We start from the raw sequence: 22350 nt of genomic DNA on the forward strand, positions 1-22350 counted from the left end.
GCGGCACCGTACAGCCTGTGCGGCCGCACAAGTGTCGCCGGTAGGGCCACCGTAACGCCAGGGCGAAAGGCCTTCGGGGCGCGCCCCCGCGGGAGCGCCGGGCCGGGAGGCCCGGGCACGCACCAGGGAGATCGTGCACCCGGAGGCGGGCCGCCGGGAAGGGGGATCGGGGGGCAGGGTGGCGGTGGGCCCGTGGGACCCGAGCACAATAGTTCGGTGTCGCCACCCGTGGAATGGTCGCTCGTCGTCCCGCTGAAGCCGCTGGCCGCCGCCAAGAGCCGCCTCGCGGAGGCCGTCGGCCCCGTGCGGCCGGGGCTGGCGCTGGCCTTCGCGCAGGACACGGTGGCCGCCGCGCTCGCCTGCGCGGCGGTACGAAATGTGACGGTCGTCACCGATGACCCGCTCGCCGGGGCCGCGCTGACGGCCCTCGGGGCATGCGTCCTGGCGGACTCCCCGGCGGCCGGCCTCAACGCCGCGCTGCGGCACGGCGCCGAGTCGGTCCGGAGGCAGCACCCAGCGGCGGCCGTGGCGGCCCTCAACGCCGATCTCCCGGCCTTGCGGCCCGCCGAACTTGCCGCGGTGCTCCGCGCGGCCGCGCGGCGCCCAGGACGGTCGTTCCTGGCCGATGCGTCCGGAATCGGCACCACGCTGCTGGCCGCCGCGCCCGGGACGGCTCTGGCGCCGGCCTTCGGGGGGCCCTCGCGGGCCCGCCACCGGGCCTCCGGCGCCCATGAGATCGCCCTGCCGGACGTGGACTCCGTGCGCCGGGACGTGGATACGGGCGAGGACCTGGCCGCCGCCCTGCTGCTGGGGGTCGGGTCGCACACGCGGGCGCTGCTGCGGCGGGGACTTCGGGCGGCACCGCGGGACGGGTCCGCGGACCCCGGACCCGCGGAATGCCCGGCCGCGGGCGCACCGGCCCCGGGCAGCGGCGCCCGATAGGCTGGAGCCCATGCAGGCCACCGCGTACACCTACGACCCCGAGACCCGCGCCGGCAGCGTGCTGCTGGACGACGGGACGCCGCTGCCGTTCGACGCCGCGGCGTTCGACGCCGGGGGCCTGCGGCTGCTGCGGCCGGGGCAGCGGGTGCGGATCCGCACCGAGGGCAGCGGGGACGGGCGCCGGGTGGTGTTCGTGACGCTGCAGACCTTCCCCGACCCGGGGGCCTGAGGACACGACGGCGCGGGCCGGGCATCCCTGGGTCAGGGGTGCCCGGCCCGTCGGCGTGTACGGGGCCGCGGAATCGTTACCGCTTCGCGGTCCGCTTGGTGGCGGCCTTCCGGGCGGCCGACTTGGCGGGCGCCTTCTTGGCCGGGGCGGTCTTCTTGGCGGTGGCCTTCTTCGCCGTGGTCTTCTTGGCGGCCGCCTTCTTCGCCGTCGCCGCCTTGGTCGCGGTGGCCTTCTTGGCCGTGGCCTTGGCGGCGGTGGTCTTCTTGGCCGCGGCAGCCTTGGCGGTGGTGGCCTTCTTCGCCGTCGTCTTCTTCGCGGCGGCCTTCTTGGTGGTGGCCTTGGCGGTGACGCCTCCGCTCAGGCTGCCCTTGGGCGCCTTCTTGACGGAGACCTCTCCGGCCTTGGGGAGCTTCTTCGACCCGCTGACCAGGTCCTTGAAGCCCTGACCGGCGCGGAAGCGCGGGACGGAGGTCTTCTTGACCCGGACCCGCTCCCCGGTCTGGGGGTTGCGGGCGTAGCGGGCGGGACGCTCCACCTTCTCGAACGAGCCGAAGCCGGTGACCGATACCCGGTCCCCGCTCACCGTCGCGCGGACGATCGCGTCCAGGACGGCGTCGACCGCGTCCGCGGCCTGCTGACGGCCGCCGAGCTTGTCGGCAATCGCTTCAACGAGCTGCGCCTTGTTCACGTCTTCCCCTTCGGAAACTTGCCCGGCGATGAAGTTCGGGCTTTTTCGCACGCTAGGCGGATATATACCGCAAATCAAATACGAAACGGGCGAATCACCCTTGTGCCGCAACGAACTCGGGGCTCAGGAAGACCTTTGATCGGGGAATCGGCCTTCGTCGAGGTCCTTCATCAGTTCCTCCAGACGCCTTGCCGCACCCGCGAGATCGTGCTTCGCGGCCGCGGTGATGACGAGCAGCCGCCGGGTCAACTGCATCCTGACGTCCTCCGGCACTTGCAGACCCGCCACCCGGGTGTGGGCCTGCTTCAACCTGGCAGCGAGGAACCCGTACAGCTCGAGTTGGCCATCGTGTTCCATGTGCCGATTGTGTCATCTGCGGTGAGTTGTCACGAGGTGTGGAGCCGAACACGCCGCAGCGCCCCCCGCCCGGTGGGGGCGGGGGGCGCTGCGGAGGTGGGCCGGCGGGCGGCCGCGGGGGCCGCCGGACCGCTCAGACCTGCAGGGTCTGCGGCTTGAAGGAGGGGCGCTCGGCCTCGTAGGCGGCGATGTCGGCCTCGTTCTGCAGGGTGAGGCTGATGTCGTCCAGGCCGTTGAGCAGCCGCCAGCGGGCGTTGTCGTCCAGTTCGAAGGGGGCGGTGATGCCCTCGGCGCGGACCTCGCGGGCCTGGAGGTCGACGGTGATCTCGACCGTCGGGTCGGCCTCGGTCAGCTGCCAGAGCTGCTCGACCGTCTCCTGCGGCAGGATCACGGTGAGCAGGCCGTTCTTCAACGAGTTGCCGCGGAAGATGTCGGCGAAGCGGGCCGAGATGACGGCCTTGAAACCGTAGTTCTGCAGGGCCCACACCGCGTGCTCGCGGGAGGAACCGGTGCCGAAGTCGGGGCCGGCGACCAGGACGGTCGCCCCCTGACGCTCGGGCCGGTTGAGGACGAACTCGGGGTCCTTGCGCCAGGCCTCGAACAGGCCGTCCTCGAAGCCGTTGCGGGTGACCTTCTTCAGCCAGTGGGCCGGGATGATCTGGTCCGTGTCGGCGTTGCTGCGGCGCAGCGGCACGGCGCGGCCGGTGTGCGTGGTGAAAGCTTCCATGGTTCTCAGGCCTCCAGGACGGCGGCGCCGGGCAGATCGGCGGGGGACGAAAGGTGGCCGGTGACCGCGGTCGCGGCCGCGACCTGCGGCGACACCAGGTGGGTACGGCCGCCCTTGCCCTGCCGTCCCTCGAAGTTGCGGTTGGAGGTGGACGCGGAGCGCTCACCGGGGGCCAGTTGGTCGGGGTTCATGCCCAGGCACATCGAGCAGCCCGCGTGGCGCCACTCGGCGCCGGCCTCCTTGAAGACCTTGTCCAGGCCCTCCTCCACGGCCTGCAGCGCCACCCGGACCGAACCGGGGACGACCAGCATCCGCACACCGTCGGCGATCCTGCGGCCCTTGACGACGGAGGCGGCGGAGCGCAGGTCCTCGATGCGGCCGTTGGTGCAGGAGCCGACGAAGACGGTGTCGACCTTCACCTCGCGCAGCGGCGTACCGGGCTCCAGGGCCATGTACTCCAGGGCCTTCTCGGCGGCCAGGCGGTCGCTGGGGTCCTCGAAACCGGCCGGGTCCGGCACGGAGGCGCTCAGCGGGGCGCCCTGGCCGGGGTTGGTGCCCCAGGTGACGAACGGGGACAGTGCGGCGGCGTCGATGACGACCTCGTGGTCGAAGACGGCGTCCTCGTCGGTCCTGAGCGTCTCCCAGTAGGCGACCGCGGCGTCCCAGTCCTCGCCCTGCGGGGCGTGCGCGCGGCCCTGCAGGTAGTCGAAGGTGGTCCGGTCGGGGGCGATCATGCCGGCCCGGGCGCCCGCCTCGATCGACATGTTGCAGATGGTCATCCGGGCCTCCATCGAGAGCTTCTCGATGGCCGAGCCGCGGTACTCGATGACGTAGCCCTGACCGCCGCCGGTGCCGATCCTGGCGATGATCGCCAGGATCAGGTCCTTGGCGGTGACGCCGTCGGGCAGTTCGCCGTCGACGGTGATCGCCATGGTCTTGAAGGGGGCCAGCGGCAGGGTCTGGGTGGCCAGCACGTGCTCGACCTGGCTGGTGCCGATGCCGAACGCCAGCGCGCCGAAGGCTCCGTGGGTCGAGGTGTGGCTGTCGCCGCAGACGACCGTCATGCCCGGCTGGGTCAGGCCCAGCTGCGGACCGACGACGTGCACCACGCCCTGCTCGACGTCGCCCAGCGGGTGCAGCCGCACCCCGAACTCGGCGCAGTTCTTGCGCAGCGTCTCCAGCTGCGTGCGCGAGACCGGGTCGGCGATCGGCTTGTCGATGTCGAGGGTGGGGGTGTTGTGGTCCTCGGTCGCGATGGTGAGGTCCAGCCTGCGGACCGGGCGGCCGTTCATCCGCAGACCGTCGAAGGCCTGCGGGCTGGTGACCTCGTGGAGCAGGTGCAGGTCGATGAAGAGGAGGTCGGGCTCGCCCTCGGCGCGCCGTACGACGTGATCCTCCCAGACCTTTTCCGCGAGTGTCCTTGCCATCGCATTCCCTCCGACCGGCCGCTCTGCCGGCCTGTTCGTCGTTGCCCTGCGTGTCCGCGCCCTTGTGGGGAGTGGCCGCAGCGGCCCTGTGCATTCCAGCGTGCCGCGTCCACCGGAAAATTGAACTTGCGTTTCACAGAGTGAGACGCGAGTATCGTTTCATGGACAACAGTAGTGGCGTCGGCGTTCTCGACAAGGCGGCTCTGGTGCTCAGCGCGCTGGAGTCCGGCCCGGCCACCCTGGCCGGGCTCGTGGGCGCCACGGGTCTCGCCCGCCCCACCGCACACCGCCTCGCCGTCGCCCTGGAGCACCACCGGATGGTGGCCCGCGACATGCAGGGACGCTTCATCCTCGGCCCGCGGCTGTCCGAACTCGCCGCCGCGGCGGGCGAGGACCGTCTGCTGGCCACGGCCGGCCCGGTGCTCACGCATCTGCGCGACGTGACCGGCGAGAGCGCCCAGCTCTACCGTCGCCAGGGCGACATGCGCATCTGCGTGGCCGCCGCCGAGCGGCTGTCCGGACTGCGGGACACCGTCCCGGTCGGCTCCACCCTGCCGATGAAGGCCGGCTCCGCCGCCCAGGTCCTGCTCGCGTGGGAGGAGCCGGAGCGGCTCCACCGCGGGCTGCAGGGGGCCCGTTTCACGGCCACCGCGCTCTCCGGCGTACGGCGCCGCGGCTGGGCCCAGTCGATCGGCGAGCGCGAACCGGGTGTCGCCTCCGTCTCGGCCCCGGTGCGCGGCCCGTCCAACCGCGTGGTGGCGGCGGTGTCCGTCTCCGGTCCGATCGAGCGGCTGACCCGGCACCCCGGGCGCATGCACGCCCAGGCCGTCGTGGACGCCGCCGCCCGGCTGTCCGAGGCGCTGCGCCGCACCAGCTGAGCCCGGAGCAGCGGCCTCAGGCTGCCCGCTCCTCGCCCGCCTTCAGCCGCTGCGACGCCGTCTCACCCCGGCGTCCCACCGGGACGACCCCCGTGGCGGCGCCCAGTCCGAAGGCGGGCATGTCGACGTAGACGGACTCGTAGGCGCCCGCCGGCGCGGCGTACGTCTCGTGCCAGAAGCCCACCCTGCCCTTGCCGGCCCGCGCGCGGCGGTTGAACGCCGCCCACGCGGGCCGGTGCTGCTTGTCCTGCTGGGAGGCGTACGCGAACAGCTGCTCCGTGGACCTCCAGTACTGGACGACGTAGATCACCCGGGGCCCGCCGAACAGCAGCCGGTACCCCAGGAAGCCGCTCCCGTCGTCCTGCGACAGCTCCCGCAGCATGCGCGGCATGGCCCGGAACACCGGGAGCCAGCTGCCGAGGGAGCGGAAGCGGTTGATCCGCATCCCGATGAGGAACACGACGATGCCGCCCTCGGCGGCGGCGGTGTTGCGTCCCGGAATCACCTGCGCGGACATGAGGACCCCCTGTCGGTCGCGTTGGATAGTGGCACTATCCATGCTTAGATAGTGCCACTATCCAACGAAGGGCGCAAGGGAATGCGACTGGCGGAGCTGAGCGAACGCAGCGGCGTGGCGACGGCCACGATCAAGTACTACCTGCGCGAGGGTCTGCTTCCGCCCGGGCGCCGCGTCACGGCCACGCAGGCCGAGTACGGGGAGGAGCACCTGCGCCGGCTGCGGTTCGTCCGGGCGCTGATCCAGGTCGGCAAGGTGCCGGTGACCACCGCCCGCGAAGTGCTCGCCGCGGTGGAGGACGAGTCGCTCGACCAGCACATGCGGCTCGGCGCCGCCACCTTCGCCCTGCCGCACGGCCCGGAACCCGACGAGGACGATCCGGCGACCGGGACGGCCCGCCTCGAGGTGGACGCGCTCATGACCGAACTCGGCTGGCGCTACGGCAGCGAGACCTACGGCCCCTCCCCCGCGTACCGGATGCTCGTCACGGCGGTCGCCGCCCTGACCCGCCTCGGATACCCCAGCAGCGCACGGCACTTGGCGCCCTACGCGCGGCTCGCCGCCCAACAGGCCGTCCACGACCTGGATCTGGTCGAGACCTACGACACCCCGCTGGAACAGGCGGCCGCCGCCGTGACGCTCACGGTGCTCTACGAGCCCGTGCTGCTGAGCCTGCGCCGGCTCGCCGAGGCCGAGGAGTCCCGGCGCCGCTTCGGAGTTGGGTGAGACGGGACGCGAGAGGAGCGGGGCGCGGAAAGGCGCGGGACGGGGAAAACGGGAGAGGCCCCCCGCCGAAGCGGAGGGCCTCTCCCCGATGTACCCCCGACCGGATTCGAACCGGCGCTACCGCCTTGAGAGGGCGGCGTGCTAGGCCGCTACACAACGGGGGCGAGACTTGAGGAAATGTGCTGGGGTACCAGGACTCGAACCTAGACTAAATGAACCAGAATCACTCGTGCTGCCAATTACACCATACCCCATGGTGTGTCAAGTACCCCCGACCGGATTCGAACCGGCGCTACCGCCTTGAGAGGGCGGCGTGCTAGGCCGCTACACAACGGGGGCCCTAGCGATCCCTGCGAGAGAGATCAGTACCCCCGACCGGATTCGAACCGGCGCTACTGCCTTGAGAGGGCAGCGTGCTAGGCCGCTACACAACGGGGGCTTTGCAGAAGATCTGCGCTGGGGTACCAGGACTCGAACCTAGACTAACTGAACCAGAATCAGTCGTGCTGCCAATTACACCATACCCCACCAAAACTCAACCCCCCGCAGGGGGTTTTGCTTGGCCGCGCCCTCCGCGCTGGCCTTTTCGGCCCGCCCGGGCGGCGCAGGAAGAACATTACCCGATCGGTGACGGGGCTCCAAAACGAGTATCCGCCGCCAGAAGTGCGGGCAGCTCGTCGAGCCCGGTGATCCGCCGCAGGTCCGGCGCGGTGACGGAACCCGTACGGTCCAGCCACACCCCGTACAGGCCGGCCGCGTCCGCGCCGCGCGCGTCGGTGTCGGCCTTGTCGCCCACGTAGGCCACCTCTTCCGGCGGCAGCCCCAGAGCTTCGCACGCTCCCAGGAATGCCTCCGGCGCGGGCTTGGCGTGCCCCAGCTCCTGCGAGCACACCAGGCACTCGAAGCGGTCGCGCAGCCCCAGCCGGGTCAGCTTGCGCTCCTGGTGGGCGGTGCTGGAGTTGGACAGGAGGCCGTGCCGGTAGCCCGGGGTGAGGGCCTCCAGCGCCGGCACGACGTCGGGGAAGACCGCCCATGCGGCCTCGAAGTGGACGTAGTAGGCGGCGAACCACACGTCGGCCACGGCATCACCCACGGACGACCCCAGGAAGGCCCGGACGCGCTCCCTGCGGTGCTCGGTGAAGGTCAGCTCCCCGGTGAGGAAGCGCGCGTACTGCGTCTCCATCACCTCGCGCCAGGTGTGCAGCGCCCGCTCCTCGCCGCCGAACGCACCGAGCAGACCCTCGGCCTCGAGGTGCCGCAGCGCTCCGGTCCGCTCGGCACCCGAGTAGTCGAAGATCGTGTCGTCGATGTCCCAGAGCACGGCGCGGATCGGCATGTGCCGACTCTAGCCGGGTGCTCCATCCGGGGTTCCGGCGCCCGGCGGCCACCGGGTGAACAGCGTCCGGCGGCTCTCGAAACGGCGCCGTTCGCCCGTCACGGGGTCGTCGAACTCCAGCACCCGGGCGAGCAGCTGCAGCGGGCGGGAGAAGTCGCCGGGGGCGGCCGGCGGAAGGACGTGCGGGTACACGGGGTCGCCGAGGATCGGCACCCCCAGGGTGTTCATGTGCACCCGCAGCTGGTGGGTGCGGCCGGTCTCGGGGCGGAGCCGGTAGCGGGCCGGTCCGCCGCGGTGGTCCGGCGGTTCCACCAGTTGCACGTGGCTGCGTGCGTTGGGCTCGCCGGGGACCTCGCGGGCCGCCATCTCACCGCGTTCCTTCACGATCCGGCTCTCCACCGTGCGCGGCAGCGCCAGGGAGGGGTCGTGCCCGGCCAGGGCCTCGTACTCCTTGTGCACCAGCCGGTCGCGGAAGATCGTCTGGTAGGCACCGCGCAACTCCGGGCGGATCACGAACATCACCACGCCCGCCGTCAGCCGGTCCAGCCGGTGCGCCGGGCTGAGCTCCGGCAGCGCGAGATCGTGGCGCAGCCGGCTCAGCGCCGTCTCCACGACGTGGCCGCCGCGCGGCATGGTGGCGAGGAAGTGCGGCTTGTCGACGACGAGCAGCCGGTCGTCCCGGTGGAGCACCTCGATCGCGAAGGGCACCGGGACCTCCTGCGGCAGCTCCCGGTGGAACCAGACGTGGCCGCCCGGACGGTAGGCGGCGTCGGGGGCGAGCGGGCCGTCGGCGCCGTGCACCTCCCCGGCCGCGAACATCGCGTCCACCCGTTCCGGGGGCACCGCCGCGCCGAAGCGGTCCACCAGGTGGTCGCGGACCGTCGCCCAGGTCCCGCTGCCGGGCAGCCGAACGCGTACGGGATCGACCCCGCGGCGCTGGGGCAGCGGGGGGATCGGGGGCCTGGTCCTGCGGCGCACGGGTCGGTCCGGGAAGCGTGCCGCCCCGGGCTCCTGGTGGAGGCCCGGGGCGGATCGGCGTACCGCGGTCAGCCGGCGAGCTTCGCCAGGGCGGTGTCGACGCGGGCCAGGGTGCGCTCGCGGCCGAGCACTTCGAGGGACTCGAAGAGCGGCAGCCCGACGGTGCGGCCGGTGACGGCGACCCGGACCGGCGCCTGGGCCTTGCCGAGCTTGAGTCCGTGGGTCTCGCCGGCGGCGAGGACGGCGTCCTTCAGGGCCTCGGCGTTCCAGTCGGCGGCCCCCAGGTTCTCCCGGGCGGTGGTGAGCAGCGCCGAGGCGGCGGCCGGGTCCTTCATCGCCTTCTGCCAGGACGCCTCGTCCTCCACCGGCGTGTCGAGGAAGAGGAAGTCGACGTTGTCGGTGATGTCGGCGAGCACGGTCAGACGGGTCTGCGCGTGCGGTGCGATCGCCTCGAAGGCGGCCTGGTCGAAGGCCTCGGGCGCCCAGGGGGCGAACGGGGCCTTCAGCCACGGCCCGCAGGCCTCGATGAACGCCTTCACGTCCAGCAGGCGGATGTGGTCGCCGTTGATCGACTCGGCCTTCTTCAGGTCGAAGCGCGCCGGGTTGGCGTTGACCGCGTCGATGTCGAAGGCGGCCACCATCTCCTGGACGGAGAAGACGTCGCGGTCGGCGGAGAGCGACCAGCCGAGCAGCGACAGGTAGTTCAGCAGGCCCTCGGGGAGGAAGCCGCGCTCCCGGTAGAGGTTGAGGGAGGACTGCGGGTCGCGCTTGGAGAGCTTCTTGTTGCCCTCTCCCATGACGTACGGCAGGTGCCCGAAGAGCGGAGTGGTGCCGTTGCCGACGCCGATCCCGGCGAGCGCGCGGTAGAGCGCGATCTGGCGCGGGGTGGAGGACAGCAGGTCCTCGCCGCGCAGCACGTGCGTGATCTCCATCAGCGCGTCGTCGACCGGGTTGACCAGCGTGTACAGCGGGGCGCCGTTGGCCCGGACGATGCCGTAGTCGGGCACGTTGTCCGGGGTGAAGGTCAGCTCGCCGCGGACCAGGTCGGTGAAGGTGATCGTCTCGTCGGGCATGCGGAAGCGGACGATGGGCTCCCGGCCCTCGCGCTCGTACGCGTCGACCTGCTCGGCGGTGAGCTCGCGGCAGTGGCCGTCGTAGCCGGACGGGCGGCCTGCGGCGCGGGCGGCCTCGCGGCGCTCGTCGAGCTCCTCGGTGGTGCAGTAGCACTTGTACGCGTGACCGGCCTCCAGCAGCTTCGCGGCGACGTCCTTGTAGACGTCCATGCGCTGCGACTGCCGGTAGGGCGCGTGCGGGCCGCCGACCTCGGGGCCCTCGTCCCAGTCGAAGCCGAGCCAGCGCATGGCCTCCAGCAGCTGCTCGTACGACTCCTCGGAGTCGCGGGCGGCGTCGGTGTCCTCGATGCGGAACACCAGGGTGCCCTGGTGGTGCCGGGCGAAGGCCCAGTTGAACAGGGCGGTGCGGACCAGGCCCACGTGGGGGTTGCCGGTCGGCGAGGGGCAGAAACGTACGCGTACGGGAGCTGCGCTAGTCACGCTTGATCACCTTGTTGGTGAGAGTGCCGATGCCTTCGATGGTGACGGCGACCTCGTCGCCGACGTGGAGCGGGCCGACGCCCGCCGGGGTGCCGGTGAGGACGACGTCGCCCGGGAGCAGCGTCATGGCCTCGGTGACGTGGACGATCAGGTCCTCGATGGAGCGGATCATCTGGCTCGTGCGGCCGGACTGGCGGAGTTCGCCGTTGACGGTGGCGGTCACGGCGAGGTCGTTCGCGGCGGCGAGGTCGAGGTCCGTCTCGATCCAGGGGCCGATGGGGCACGAGGAGTCGAAGCCCTTGGCGCGCGCCCACTGCTTCTCGGCCTTCTGGGCGTCGCGCGCGGTGACGTCGTTGGCGCAGGTGTAGCCGAGGACGACCTCGGCGACACGGTCGCGCGGGACCTCGCGGCACAGTCGGCCGATGACGACGGCGAGCTCGGCCTCGTGGTGCACCTCCTGCGAGAAGGAGGGGTACACGATGGGGTCGCCGGGGCCGACCACCGAGGTGGAGGGCTTGAAGAAGGCGACCGGGACCTCCGGCACCTCGTTGCCCAGCTCGGCGGCGTGCTCGGCGTAGTTCCGGCCGATCGCGACGACCTTGCTGGGGAGCACGGGCGGCAGCAGCCGGACCTTGCTCAGCGGCACCTTCGTGCCGGAGCGCTCGTACTCGGCGAACGGGATGCCCTTGATGATGTCGAGGACGAGTCCGTCCGGGACGGACTCGTCGCCCTCGACGACGCCGAAGGCGACATTGCCGTCGATGGAGAACCTGGCGATGCGCACGGGAAGCAGCTCACCTCACTGGCCGGAGACTGACGCTCCAGGTTATCCCGGGGGTGACTCCCGGACCCGCCCGCCGAGCCGCGCCTCAGGCGGTCGGCAGCTCCGTCAGGACGGTACGGCGGGGGTTGGCGGTCTGCCGGGGAAGGACCACGGACTCCGTGCCCTCGACGGCCGGGGCGACCTCTGCGGTCCGCGTGTCCTCGGCGTCCGTCAGGTGCGCGAGGGTGGTGCGGCGCGGGTTGGCTATGGGTCGCATGATCATGGTCGTCTTCATGGGCCGGTCAGAACCTCGTGTTGTACCGGGCGCCCGCGAGGGCGCGGTTGACGTAATACACGGCTGTGTCAAACGTCAATCTATCGGCGCCTGTTCCCCGATCCGGATGCCCAATACAACTGACGGCCTGTGATTTTCCTCACGACCGCGGGGACAAGCAGGGCGAATCGGTCGGCCGACCGATGGCACCGAACCCGACATCCCGGCCCATCCGGACTCTTCACCCCCGGTCGGCAGCAGCCGGGCGCCGGGCGGGGGGCCCGAACCCCCTTGGAGAAAGCCCGGATTGCCGCAAGACTTCCGAAAGTTCACCGACACCGTGTGATCCGCCGCACGCGCTGAGTCACGTATTCCACTCGAAACCTGTCGGCCCTTGTTGGACGTGCGGCACTGTGCTGGAATTCCCCGGACCGCCGTATCAACAGATGCCGACGCGCAGGGGGGAGCGTGCGATCGCCGAGCGGCGGCGGCCAATGGGTATCCGCCGGGGAGGGCGGGACTCCGAAGACTCGACACCGTCCTGCCGCCCGTGCGGGGGACGCCTGGTCCAGAGGTTGCGACGCTAGTGCAGGGACGTTTCAAGAGGGATGGCGGCGCTGCGGGCGACCCGGAGCAGCGCGGTGGGACCGAACACGGTCCTGCCCGCCGGGATGAGACCGCAGACGCCGGAACCGCGGGCGCACAGAGCAGCGCCACGCCGGGGAGCGGTGTGCGCACCGGCCCGAAGCACGGCTCCCGAATAGCCATGCGCAACTGGCGCATCAGCACTCGTCTGGTGTCGCTGCTCGCGCTGCCGGTGGTCGCCGCGACCACCCTGGGTGCGCTGCGCATCCAGAGCTCGCTGGAGAACGTGCAGCAACTGGAGGCCATGACCTCGCTGACCGACCTCACGGAGCAGGCGACCAAGCTCGCCGCCGCGCTCCAGGAGGAGCGAGACGTCTCGGCCGGCCCGATGTCCAGCCCGCGCCCGGACCCGGGCGACCTCGACATCGTCGACGCCAAGCAGAAGACCAAGCTGGCGCGAACGGCCTTCGTGAGCGCCGCGGACAAGGTCTCTCCGGACCTCACGGGCGTCAACGCCTCGCTCGGCACGATCGGCCGGCAGCTCGGCACCCTGGGCGCGATCCAGGAGCGTGCATACGAGGACCCCGAGTACATCTCGCAGACCGTCAGCGAGTACAACGACCTGATCCAGTCGCTGATCGACCTCTCCCAGGAACTGGCCGAGGCGACCGGCAACTCGGAGATGATCACCAGCACCCGCGCGCTGGCGTCGTTCTCGGCCGCCAAGGAGTACGACTCCATCCAGCGCGCCGTCGTCAGTGCCGCGCTGGCCCACAACCACCAGCTCAGCCCCAACGACTTCCGTTACTTCGCGAGCGCCTACCGCGCCGAAGGCACGGAGATGAAGCAGTTCGAGCAGATCTTCGGCCGCTCGAACTCCGAGGACCTCCTCAAGGGCCTCAACGGTGGCAACGACATCGTCACCAAGTTCAACGAGCAGGCCGAGCGCATCCAGTCCTCCGAGTCCAGCATCCAGAACTTCACGGGTAACTACCTGGACTGGGACGACCAGGCCAAGACCAAGCTCCAGGTCATGAGCCAGATCGAGCAGACCCTGCTGCAGCAGATGCAGCAGAAGGCCCTGACGCTGCGCGACGAGGCACAGCAAGAGGCCATCCTCAGCGGTGCGCTGATCCTCCTCGTGCTCGGCATCTCGGTCGTCGGCGCCTTCGTCGTCGCCCGGTCCATGGTCCGCTCGCTGCGCCGGCTGCAGGACACCGCCCAGGAAGTCGCCCAGAAGCGACTGCCCGAGCTGGTCAAGCAGCTGTCCGAGTCCGACCCGCAGGACGTCGACACCTCGGTCGAGTCGATCGGCATCCACACGCGCGACGAAATCGGCCAGGTGGCCCGCGCGTTCGACGAGGTCCACAGCGAGGCGGTCCGTCTCGCCGCCGAGCAGGCGCTGCTGCGAGGGAACGTCAACGCGATGTTCACCAACCTCTCGCGCCGCAGCCAGGGCCTGATCCAGCGTCAGCTGAGCCTGATCTCCGAACTGGAGTCCCGCGAGGCCGACCCGGACCAGCTGTCCAGCCTCTTCAAGCTCGACCACCTCGCGACCCGTATGCGCCGGAACGGCGAAAACCTCCTCGTCCTCGCGGGCGAGGAGCCCGGCCGCCGCTGGACCCGCCCGGTCCCGCTGGTCGACGTCCTCCGTGCCGCCGCGTCCGAGGTGGAGCAGTACGAGCGCATCGAGCTCACCTCGGTGCCCGCGGTCGAGGTCACCGGCCGGGTCGTCAACGACCTCGTCCACCTGCTCGCAGAGCTGCTGGAGAACGCGACCTCGTTCTCCTCCCCGCAGACCAAGGTGCGCGTCACCGGTCACGCGCTGCCCGACGGCCGCGTGCTGATCGAGATCCACGACACCGGCATCGGCCTCTCCCCGGAGGACCTCGCCGACATCAACGAGCGGCTCGCGAACCCGCCGACGGTGGACGTCTCCGTCTCCCGCCGCATGGGTCTGTTCGTGGTCGGCCGCCTGTCCCTGCGACACGGCATCCGGATCCAGCTCCGTCCGTCCGACTCGGGCGGCACCACCGCGCTCGTCATGCTGCCGGTGGACGTCACCCAGGGCGGCGCCAAGCCGCAGCCGGGCGCGGGCAATCGCGGCCAGCAGCCGGGCGGTGCCCCCGCCGCGGCTCCGGGTGGTCCCGCGGCGGCCATGGGCGGCGGCGCCGGTACGGGCCTGGCCGGCATGCACCGTGGTGGCCAGCGCGGCCAGGTCTCCGGTTCCGCGTCCCGTCCGGCCCTCAACTCCGGTCCCGGCATGGGCCCGCAGGGCGGCCGTCCGGCCGGCCCCGGGGCTCCCGCGGCTCCCGGCCCGCAGCGCTCGGGCCCGAGCTGGGCCAACGAGCAGGTTCCCGGTGGCCAGGGCCGGCCGCAGCAGCCGCAGCGGCCCGCGGCTCCCCCGCAGCAGCCTCAGGCACCGCAGCCGGTGGGCGCTGCCCACGGGCACGAGGCCGACATGCCGCGCGGTCACGAGGAGCTGGAGACCACGGCGCAGTTCGAGCGCCCGGACTTCAACGCCATGCCGCACACCCCGCCGGCGTACGGCGGACACCAGGCTCCGCAGATGCCGCAGCACGGCGGCCAGATGCCACAGCACGGTGGCCAGATGCCGCAGCACGGTGGCCAGGTCCCGCAGCAGCAGGGCCAGTTCACCCGCAGCGACGTCTTCCAGCGCCCCGCGGCCCCGCAGGCACCGCAGTACCCGCAGGCACCGCAGGCCCCTCAGTATCCGCAGGCCCCTCAGGCGCCCCAGTACCCGCAGGCCCCTCAGGCCCCGCAGTACTCGCAGGCACCGGAGACCCCGCAGGCGGCTCCGGCGGCCCCGCGGCACTCCGGGGGCTACGCCCAGGGACCCGGCGCCGCACCGCAGCAGCAGCGTCCCACGGCCCCGCAGGCCGACCGGCAGCCGCTGCCGGCCGCCAGCGAGCCGATGGCGCTGCCGCCGGCCCCCGTCCGCGGGGACGAGCCCAGCCCGATCTTCGATTCCCTCGAGTCGGACTGGTTCCGTACCGGTCGTGCGGAGCGCATGCAGCAGGTGCACGTCGAGAGCGGTCCGGTCGCCCCGCAGCAGAACGGCCACGGCCCGAGCGCCGGAGCACCCACCCGGCCGCCGCAGCGCCCGCAGCAGCCCGCGCCCCAGCAGCACCCGCAGCAGCCTCAGGCCCCGCAGCGGGCCCGCGCCGAGTACCCGGCGGCGCCCGCGCACCCGGCACCGCCCGCGCAGCCGCCGGCGCCCCCGCGCCGCGAGCCGGCGGCGTGGCGGTCCTCGCCGAACGACGAGGTGTGGGAGCGGGCCGGCCAGGTGCGCCAGCCGTCCGCCGGCGGGGTCACCCCCTCCGGTCTGCCGCGGCGGGTCCCCAAGGCCAACCTCGTTCCGGGAGCCGGTGCTCCCCAGCAAGCCCCACAGGGCGGTCCGCAGATTTCCCGGGCCCCCGACGACGTGCGCGGACGCCTGACCAACCTCCGTCGCGGTATCCAGCAGGGCCGCCAGGCCGGTACGGGAGCTACCGACGGCCGCGGCTTTGGCACCACTCACCAGCAGGAGCGTTAGTTGAGTCAGATGAGCCAGGCGGCACAGAATCTGAACTGGTTGATCACCAACTTCGTGGACAACACCCCCGGGGTGTCCCACACCGTGGTCGTATCCGCCGACGGCCTGCTGCTGGCCATGTCCGAGGGCTTCCCCCGTGACCGAGCCGACCAGCTCGCCGCGGTGGCCTCCGGCCTCACCTCGCTGACCGCGGGCGCGTCCCGCATCTTCGAGGGCGGCAGCGTCAACCAGACCGTCGTGGAGATGGAGCGCGGCTTCCTCCTCCTGATGTCGGTCTCGGACGGATCCTCGCTGGCCGTACTCGCGCACCCCGAGTGCGACATCGGCCTCGTGGGCTATGAGATGGCCCTGCTCGTCGACCGAGCGGGCGCCGTCCTCACCCCCGACCTGCGCGCAGAACTCCAAGGCAGCCTGATGGGCTGAGCTCCCCGGAGCCCGGCCGAATGCACGCCCCATGACTACTCGCGACACGCGTCCGCTCTTACCCGGAGGACCATTCATGACCCCGCCGCCCGCCTCGCCCGGCCCGTACGGCGCGCCCCACCATGCGCCGTACGGGGGCGAAGGCGACCAGCCGCTGGTGCGGCCGTACGCCATGACCGGTGGTCGGACCCGGCCGCGCTACCAGCTCGCCATCGAGGCACTGGTCAGCACCACCGCGGACCCGAGTGCCTTCCAGGGGCTGCTCCCCGAACACCAGCGGATCTGCCACCTGTGCATGGAGATCAAGTCGGTGGCCGAGATCTCCGCACTGCTGGGGATCCCGCTGGGAGTGGCCCGGATTCTGGTGGCCGACCTGGCTGAGGCCGGTATGGTCGCCATCCACCAGCCGAGCAGTGGCGAGGCCGGCGGACAGCCTGATGTGACACTGCTCGAAAGGGTGCTCAGTGGACTTCGCAAGCTCTAGGCCGGGGCAGCAGGCGGCGTACGGTGCGCCGCCCGCGGCCCGGTCCACCACCTCGGCGAAGATCGTGGTGGCGGGTGGCTTCGGCGTGGGCAAGACCACGTTCGTCGGAGCGGTCTCGGAGATCAACCCGCTCCGCACGGAGGCCGTGATGACCTCGGCGTCCGCGGGCGTGGACGATCTGACACACGTGGCCGACAAGACCACGACGACCGTGGCCATGGACTTCGGTCGTATCACGCTCGACGACGACCTGATCCTGTACCTGTTCGGTACGCCGGGCCAGGACCGCTTCTGGTTCATGTGGGACGACCTGGTCCGCGGCGCCATCGGCGCCGTCGTCCTGGTCGACACCCGCCGACTGGCCGACTGCTTCCCCGCGGTCGACTACTTCGAGAACAGCGGCCTGCCGTTCGTCATCGCCCTCAACGGCTTCGACGGCCACCAGCCGTACACGCCCGAAGAGGTCCGGGAAGCACTGCAGATCGGCCCGGACGCTCCCATCATCACCACGGACGCCCGGCACCGCGCCGAGGCGAAGAGCGGGCTCATCACACTCGTGGAGCACGCACTGCTCGCTCGCCTCAAGTAAGCGTTCCAGCTTGCCACTTCGCGTATGGACCGGCTGTGTCTTTTGACATGGCCGGTCCTTCTGTTCATAACGTTTCGACCGCGAATCGGAACAACCCGAACACCCCCCGCGCCCAGTCGGCTTCACTGCGCACACATCTACCCAGTGAATTGCCACCGCTTTACGCTTATGCCCGTTTTAACCGGCACGTGATCATGGCTGCGCAGTCCTCGCCGGACGTTTGTGGAGCACCCCCATGACGTGCTGGAATTCATCGAAACCCGAGAGTAGGAACGGCGCCGCCCGCGCCGTCGCCGAGAGGTTGTTGGTCGAGTGAGGAACACGAGGCGAGCAGAGCCGGGTCCCGCGGACCACCCGCGTGGCAATTTCACCCCGCCTGCGCGATACGAAACGGCGCAGGCCACTGCCCCCGAGACCGCCACCGCCCCCGAGCCGGTGACGAGTGCGGGCAGCCGTTTCGCCATGCGCAACTGGCGGGTGGCCACCCGTCTGAACGTCATCCTCCTCATCCCGGTGCTGGTCGCCCTGGTCTTCGGCGGCTTCCGGGTGCAGAGCTCGGTGCAGACCTGGCAGGACGCGGACGACGCGGTGCGCACCGCCAACGCCGTGCGCGCCGCCGTGGACTACGCCAACGCCATCCTGAACGAGCGCGACCTCAGCGTGGTTCCCCTGCTGGCCGGCGACACCAAGAACGAGAACGTCGTCGCGACCCGCGCGGCCACCGACCAGGCCGCCGCGAAGTTCGACGCGGCCGTCGCCGAGCTGCCCGTGAACGACCGGCTGCAGCGTCGCGTGACGAACATCCGCGAGGGCGAGAAGGTCCTGGCGAAGCTGCGCGACACGGCCTTCACCCGGCAGCTCCCGGGTGTGCAGACCGAGGAGAAGTACGTCGAGGTCCAGCACCCGCTGATGGAGCTCGCCAACGAGCTGGGCTTCGGCACCAACAGCATCGCCTCCTACGGCCGCACCCTCTACGCGCTGGAACTGGCCAAGGCCGCCGAGTCGCTGACCCGCTCCATCGGCACCCACCTGCTGGTCGAGGACCGCGACAAACTCGCCCCCGGTGAGCTGAAGCTCCAGCTCACCGCCTTCACCTCGTACGCCTACCTCCAGCAGGTCGCCCTCGAGGAGTACCGGGGCGGTGGCACGGACGCCGACTACCAGCGGCTGCTGAGCGAGCAGGACGCGGCCCTGCAGAAGGGCAAGGAGCAGGTCGCCCAGGCGGCCCAGGCGGCCAAGCAGGCCGACCAGCCCTTCAAGGCGCCGCCGGAGCTCCAGGACATGATCAAGCTGATCGCCTCCGGTGCGAGCCCCGAGGCGCTCAAGACCGAGGGCGTGACCACGGAGAGCTGGTTCGGCGCCACCACCCTCGCCTTCGACGCCTACAAGAACGTCGAGCAGCACCTGGCCAACCAGGCGTACAACGACTCGAGCGACATCGCCGACAGCGCGCGCATCGACGCCATCGTCAACTCCGCCGTCGTGCTGGTCGCGTTGATCATCGCCTTCATCGTGGCCGCGATGGTCGCCCGTTCCATGAGCAACAGCATGCGCCGCCTGCGCACCTCGGCCTTCGAGGTCGCCGAGCAGCGCCTGCCCGGTCTGGTCGACCAGCTCTCCCGCACCGATCCGGGCAAGGTCGACACCCGGGTCCAGCCGATCCCGATCACCTCCAACGACGAGATCGGCGAGGTCGCCCGCGCCTTCGACCAGATCCACCGCGAGGCCGTACGGCTCGCCGCCGAGCAGGCCCTGCTCCGTGGCAACGTCAACGCGATCTTCACCAACCTCTCCCGCCGCAACCAGGGCCTCATCCAGCGCCAGCTGACGCTGATCACGGACCTGGAGAACAACGAGGCGGACCCGGACCAGCTGTCGAACCTCTTCAAGCTGGACCACCTGGCGACCCGTATGCGGCGCAACGGCGAGAACCTCCTGGTCCTCGCGGGCGAGGAGCCCGGCCGTCGCTGGAACCAGCCCGTCCCGCTGGTCGACGTGCTCCGCGCCGCGGCCTCCGAGGTGGAGGCGTACGACCGCATCGAGCTGGTCGGCATACCGGAGACCGAGATCCACGGCACCGCCGTGACCGACCTCGTGCACCTGCTGGCCGAGCTGCTGGAGAACGCCACCACGTTCTCCTCCCCGCAGACCAAGGTGCGGGTCACCGCGACCCGGCTGCCCGACGGCCGCGTCATGGTCGAGATCCACGACAAGGGCATCGGCCTCACCGCCGAGGACTTCGCGGACATCAACCACAAGCTGGCCGAACCGCCGGTCGTCGACGCGTCGATCTCCAAGCGCATGGGCCTGTTCGTGGTCGGCCGCCTCGCCGACCGGCACGGCATCCGCGTCCAGCTCCGCCCGTCCGGCGAGCAGGCCGGCACCACCTCGCTGGTCATGCTCCCCGAGCCGATCACCCACGGTGGCGGCGGCGAGGAGCTGCCGCTGGAGGACGACTTCACCGTGTCCCGGATCGTGCCGGAGCTCGAGACCCCGGAGTTCGCCCCCTACGGGCCGACCGCCGCGGAGCTCGGCTTCGACGACTCGCGCTACGAGCGCGCCGAAGCCCCCGGCGACGCCCGCGCGCTGGACCCGGTCGGCCGCTCGCTCATGCGCGACCAGCGCCGCGCCCAGCTCGAGGCCGCGACCGGGGACCGCACCACGGAGCGCCCGCCCTTCGAGGGGGACGCGCAGGAGCAGGGCTTCCGGGACGGCTACCAGGAGGCCGGCGACGAGGCCGCGTTCCAGGAGACCCCCTTCCAGGACAACGGCTTCCCGGCGAACGGCTACACCGAGCAGGGCTACCAGGAGCCGCAGGCCCAGCCGTACCAGGAGCAGCAGGGCTTCGACGCGCAGCCCGGCTTCCAGGAGCCGGCGTACACCGACGGCGCCTACGCCGAGCAGGGGTACGCCGCTGCGCAGAACGGCTACGGCCAGGACGACTGGCAGCAGCAGAACGGCTACGCCCAGGAGCAGTGGACGGGCACGCCCGGCGACCTGCCGCAGCCGGCCCAGCCGCAGGGCTTCCCCGCTCAGGCGGCGACCGATTCCGCCGCAGCCGCCCCCTTCGAGGCCCCGGAGCGCGTAGGCTTCGACGGACCGGGTCCGGCGACAGGCCCGCTGCACTCCTCGGTGACTGACGCGGGCCTGCCGCGCCGCGACCGCGGGTGGCAGCAGTCCGGCCCGGCGGTCCCGGCGCAGCCGGCGCCCCAGGCGGCGGAGGCCTTCCCGGCACAGCCTGCGCCCTCCGCACCGGCACCGGACGGGGAGTCCGAGTGGCGCTCCACGAACGACGAGAACTGGCAGCGGGCCGAACAGGCCCGCAAGCCCAAGGCGGGCGGGGTCACCCCCTCCGGCCTGCCCCGGCGGGTCCCCAAGGCCAACCTGGTCCCGGGCACCGCACAGCAGACTCCGCAGGGCGGACCGATGGTCTCCCGTGCACCCGAGGACGTCCGCGGCCGGCTGAGCAATCTCCGGCGCGGCGTCCAGCAGGGACGCACTGCGGGAACTGACACGAACGGCCAGGGCTTCGGCCCCAAGCACCAGGAGCGTTAGTTGAGTCCGATGAGCCAGGCGGCACAGAACCTGAACTGGTTGATCACCAGTTTCGTGGACCAGACCCCAGGGGTCTCCCATACGGTTGTGGTCTCTGCCGACGGCCTGCTGCTGGCGATGTCCGAGGGATTCCCGCGGGACCGCGCGGACCAGCTGGCCGCGGTGGCCTCCGGTCTGACCTCGCTGACCGCGGGTGCCTCGCGCATCTTCGAGGGCGGCCACGTGAACCAGACCGTCGTGGAGATGGAGCGCGGCTTCCTCTTCATCATGTCCGTCTCGGACGGATCCTCGCTGGCCGTGCTGGCGCACCCGGAGTGCGACATCGGCCTCGTGGGCTACGAGATGGCCCTGCTGGTCGACCGGGCGGGCAATGTGCTCACCCCCGATCTGCGTGCGGAATTGCAGGGCAGCCTGCTCAACTAACGGACAGGCATGCGGGCGCGTCCGGGGACCCGTAGGGTTTTCGGACGCGCTACCCAGCTGGAGGAGGAACCGTGGCAACGCCCCCAGGCGGAGATCAGTACGGCAATCACCAACAGCAGCCGCCCCTCAAGCGGTTCAACTTCCCCTCGGCACCAAGCCAGGAGCCGCCCCCCTCCTACGGTGGGGGGAACCCCGGTCCCGGCCCCATGCCGCCGCACCGGCAGCCGAGGATCCAGCCGTACGAACCCCCGCAGGCGCCACCGCCTCGGACAGCGCAGACCGGCCGTGCCAAGCCGCCGTCCGGTCTGGTGCGCCCCTATGCCATGACCGGTGGCCGCACCCGGCCGCGCTACCAGCTCGCCATCGAGGCGCTGGTCAGCACGACCGCCGACCCGGTGCAGCTGCGGGGCCAGTTGCCGGAGCACCAGCGGATCTGCATCCTCTGCCGGGAGATCAAGTCGGTCGCGGAGATCTCCGCGCTCCTCTCCATCCCCCTCGGCGTCGCCCGAATCCTCGTCGCCGACCTGGCGGAGGCCGGGCTCGTCGCCATTCACCAGCCCGGTGGCGACGATGCCTCGGGCGGACAGCCAGACGTGACACTGCTCGAAAGGGTGCTCAGTGGACTTCGCAAGCTCTAGCGGTCCAGCTCGCTCAACCACCTCGGCGAAGATCGTGGTGGCGGGCGGCTTCGGCGTGGGCAAGACCACGTTCGTCGGTGCCGTATCGGAGATCAACCCGCTGCGTACCGAAGCCGTGATGACCTCCGCCTCCGCGGGGATCGACGATCTGACGCACGCGCCGGACAAGACCACCACGACGGTGGCGATGGACTTCGGCCGCATCACCCTGGACGAGGACCTGATCCTCTACCTGTTCGGTACGCCGGGCCAGGACCGCTTCTGGTTCATGTGGGACGACCTGGTGCGCGGCGCCATCGGCGCGGTCGTCCTGGTGGACACCCGCCGGCTGGCCGACTGCTTCCCCGCGGTCGACTACTTCGAGAACAGCGGCCTGCCGTTCGTCATCGCCCTCAACGGCTTCGACGGCCACCAGCCGTACGCCCCGGAGGAGGTCCGCGAGGCCCTCCAGATCGGTCCCGAGGCGCCCATCATCATCACGGACGCCCGGCACCGCGCCGAGGCGAAGAGCGCGCTCATCACGCTGGTCGAGCACGCCCTGATGGCGCGCCTGCGGTAGCGGTCGCGCTTCCCGCACGACGCGAAAGGCCCCGCACGGGACGTGCGGGGCCTTCGCGTTCCGCTCTCCGCTCTCCGCCCTGCTCGAGGGCGTGACGTCCGCTCCTGCGGTACGACGACGGCGGCGCGGCACCCGGGAAGGGT

Annotated in this window: 22 protein-coding genes and 5 tRNA genes; 12 read left to right on the forward strand and 15 right to left on the reverse strand. The window is 71.3% G+C overall.

The window, feature by feature from the left end; translation table 11 throughout:
- Positions 1-216: 216 nt before the first annotated feature.
- Both cofC and ACFW3D_RS16995 read left to right on the forward strand, forming a co-directional pair.
- Positions 217-942 carry a 2-phospho-L-lactate guanylyltransferase gene (gene cofC, locus ACFW3D_RS16990; RefSeq protein ID WP_500504924.1) on the forward strand — a complete coding sequence of 242 codons (726 nt, stop codon included), beginning with the start codon at positions 217-219 and terminating at the stop codon, positions 940-942.
- Between the two features lie 10 nt (positions 943-952).
- Positions 953-1171 (forward strand): hypothetical protein, encoded by a 219-nt coding sequence (locus tag ACFW3D_RS16995; RefSeq protein WP_018562077.1) that lies wholly within the window; start codon positions 953-955, stop codon positions 1169-1171.
- Positions 1172-1247: 76 nt separating this feature from the next.
- Here the strand turns inward: ACFW3D_RS16995 and ACFW3D_RS17000 are convergent, their stop codons facing one another.
- The 4 genes from ACFW3D_RS17000 to leuC all read right to left on the reverse strand — a co-directional run bounded on the left by ACFW3D_RS17000 (position 1248) and on the right by leuC (position 4370).
- Positions 1248-1859: an HU family DNA-binding protein gene (locus ACFW3D_RS17000; RefSeq protein WP_500504925.1), complete on the reverse strand. Its 612-nt coding sequence runs from the start codon at positions 1857-1859 to the stop codon at positions 1248-1250.
- 123 nt (positions 1860-1982) lie between these two features.
- Entirely contained in the window at positions 1983-2216 is a 234-nt protein-coding gene (locus tag ACFW3D_RS17005; RefSeq protein ID WP_018562075.1) for an SCO5555 family protein, read from the reverse strand.
- A gap of 133 nt (positions 2217-2349) precedes the next feature.
- Positions 2350-2943, reverse strand: coding sequence for a 3-isopropylmalate dehydratase small subunit (leuD, locus tag ACFW3D_RS17010; protein WP_500504926.1), 594 nt, complete (start codon positions 2941-2943; stop codon positions 2350-2352).
- Positions 2944-2948: 5 nt separating this feature from the next.
- Positions 2949-4370, reverse strand: coding sequence for a 3-isopropylmalate dehydratase large subunit (gene leuC, locus ACFW3D_RS17015; protein WP_500504927.1), 1422 nt, complete (start codon positions 4368-4370; stop codon positions 2949-2951).
- Between the two features lie 161 nt (positions 4371-4531).
- Here leuC and ndgR point away from each other — a divergent pair, with 161 nt between their 5' ends.
- Positions 4532-5248 (forward strand): IclR family transcriptional regulator NdgR, encoded by a 717-nt coding sequence (gene ndgR, locus ACFW3D_RS17020; RefSeq protein WP_500504928.1) that lies wholly within the window; start codon positions 4532-4534, stop codon positions 5246-5248.
- 16 nt (positions 5249-5264) lie between these two features.
- Here the strand turns inward: ndgR and ACFW3D_RS17025 are convergent, their stop codons facing one another.
- Positions 5265-5765: a DUF4188 domain-containing protein gene (locus ACFW3D_RS17025; protein WP_500504929.1), complete on the reverse strand. Its 501-nt coding sequence runs from the start codon at positions 5763-5765 to the stop codon at positions 5265-5267.
- Between the two features lie 81 nt (positions 5766-5846).
- On the opposite strand from ACFW3D_RS17025, the gene ACFW3D_RS17030 reads away from it, so the two are divergent.
- The gene (locus ACFW3D_RS17030) at positions 5847-6491 is read left to right on the forward strand and encodes a MerR family transcriptional regulator (RefSeq protein WP_500504942.1); all 645 of its coding nucleotides are present in this window, start codon (positions 5847-5849) and stop codon (positions 6489-6491) included.
- Positions 6492-6582: 91 nt separating this feature from the next.
- Here ACFW3D_RS17030 and ACFW3D_RS17035 read toward each other — a convergent pair.
- From ACFW3D_RS17035 to ACFW3D_RS17080, 10 genes are all read right to left on the reverse strand, one after another.
- Positions 6583-6655 (reverse strand) — tRNA-Glu (locus ACFW3D_RS17035).
- 18 nt (positions 6656-6673) lie between these two features.
- A tRNA-Gln gene (locus tag ACFW3D_RS17040) sits at positions 6674-6745 on the reverse strand.
- A gap of 12 nt (positions 6746-6757) precedes the next feature.
- Positions 6758-6830, reverse strand: a tRNA-Glu gene (locus tag ACFW3D_RS17045).
- A gap of 27 nt (positions 6831-6857) precedes the next feature.
- Positions 6858-6930: transfer RNA gene (locus tag ACFW3D_RS17050), tRNA-Glu, on the reverse strand.
- 17 nt (positions 6931-6947) lie between these two features.
- A tRNA-Gln gene (locus tag ACFW3D_RS17055) sits at positions 6948-7019 on the reverse strand.
- Positions 7020-7107: 88 nt separating this feature from the next.
- Positions 7108-7827 (reverse strand): HAD family hydrolase, encoded by a 720-nt coding sequence (locus tag ACFW3D_RS17060; RefSeq protein WP_500504930.1) that lies wholly within the window; start codon positions 7825-7827, stop codon positions 7108-7110.
- Between the two features lie 9 nt (positions 7828-7836).
- A complete protein-coding gene (locus ACFW3D_RS17065; RefSeq protein WP_500504931.1) occupies positions 7837-8805 on the reverse strand; it encodes a pseudouridine synthase in 969 nt (322 codons plus the stop codon).
- A 68-nt stretch (positions 8806-8873) separates the two neighbouring features.
- A complete protein-coding gene (gltX, locus tag ACFW3D_RS17070) occupies positions 8874-10358 on the reverse strand; it encodes a glutamate--tRNA ligase (protein WP_500504932.1) in 1485 nt (494 codons plus the stop codon).
- The gene (locus ACFW3D_RS17075; RefSeq protein WP_500504933.1) at positions 10351-11142 is read right to left on the reverse strand and encodes a fumarylacetoacetate hydrolase family protein; all 792 of its coding nucleotides are present in this window, start codon (positions 11140-11142) and stop codon (positions 10351-10353) included. Before ACFW3D_RS17075 ends, gltX begins: the two co-directional genes overlap by 8 nt.
- An 85-nt stretch (positions 11143-11227) precedes the next feature.
- Positions 11228-11416 (reverse strand): hypothetical protein, encoded by a 189-nt coding sequence (locus ACFW3D_RS17080; RefSeq protein ID WP_500504934.1) that lies wholly within the window; start codon positions 11414-11416, stop codon positions 11228-11230.
- Positions 11417-11981: 565 nt separating this feature from the next.
- On the opposite strand from ACFW3D_RS17080, the gene ACFW3D_RS17085 reads away from it, so the two are divergent.
- From ACFW3D_RS17085 to ACFW3D_RS17120, 8 genes are all read left to right on the forward strand, one after another.
- Positions 11982-15536 carry a sensor histidine kinase gene (locus tag ACFW3D_RS17085; RefSeq protein ID WP_500504935.1) on the forward strand — a complete coding sequence of 1185 codons (3555 nt, stop codon included), beginning with the start codon at positions 11982-11984 and terminating at the stop codon, positions 15534-15536.
- Between the two features lie 9 nt (positions 15537-15545).
- Positions 15546-15959 carry a roadblock/LC7 domain-containing protein gene (locus ACFW3D_RS17090; protein ID WP_018562063.1) on the forward strand — a complete coding sequence of 138 codons (414 nt, stop codon included), beginning with the start codon at positions 15546-15548 and terminating at the stop codon, positions 15957-15959.
- A 76-nt stretch (positions 15960-16035) separates the two neighbouring features.
- Positions 16036-16443 (forward strand): DUF742 domain-containing protein, encoded by a 408-nt coding sequence (locus ACFW3D_RS17095; RefSeq protein ID WP_319131565.1) that lies wholly within the window; start codon positions 16036-16038, stop codon positions 16441-16443.
- A complete protein-coding gene (locus tag ACFW3D_RS17100; RefSeq protein ID WP_500504936.1) occupies positions 16424-17032 on the forward strand; it encodes a GTP-binding protein in 609 nt (202 codons plus the stop codon). Before ACFW3D_RS17095 ends, ACFW3D_RS17100 begins: the two co-directional genes overlap by 20 nt.
- Before the next feature lie 462 nt (positions 17033-17494).
- The gene (locus ACFW3D_RS17105) at positions 17495-20587 is read left to right on the forward strand and encodes a sensor histidine kinase (protein WP_500504937.1); all 3093 of its coding nucleotides are present in this window, start codon (positions 17495-17497) and stop codon (positions 20585-20587) included.
- 9 nt (positions 20588-20596) lie between these two features.
- Positions 20597-21010: a roadblock/LC7 domain-containing protein gene (locus tag ACFW3D_RS17110; protein ID WP_018562059.1), complete on the forward strand. Its 414-nt coding sequence runs from the start codon at positions 20597-20599 to the stop codon at positions 21008-21010.
- 71 nt (positions 21011-21081) lie between these two features.
- Positions 21082-21648: a DUF742 domain-containing protein gene (locus ACFW3D_RS17115; RefSeq protein ID WP_500504938.1), complete on the forward strand. Its 567-nt coding sequence runs from the start codon at positions 21082-21084 to the stop codon at positions 21646-21648.
- Positions 21629-22207, forward strand: coding sequence for a GTP-binding protein (locus tag ACFW3D_RS17120; protein WP_078620108.1), 579 nt, complete (start codon positions 21629-21631; stop codon positions 22205-22207). Before ACFW3D_RS17115 ends, ACFW3D_RS17120 begins: the two co-directional genes overlap by 20 nt.
- Positions 22208-22350 lie beyond the last annotated feature (143 nt).

It is taken from the genome of Streptomyces sp. NPDC058864 (assembly GCF_042742985.1).
Taxonomy (GTDB): domain Bacteria; phylum Actinomycetota; class Actinomycetes; order Streptomycetales; family Streptomycetaceae; genus Actinacidiphila.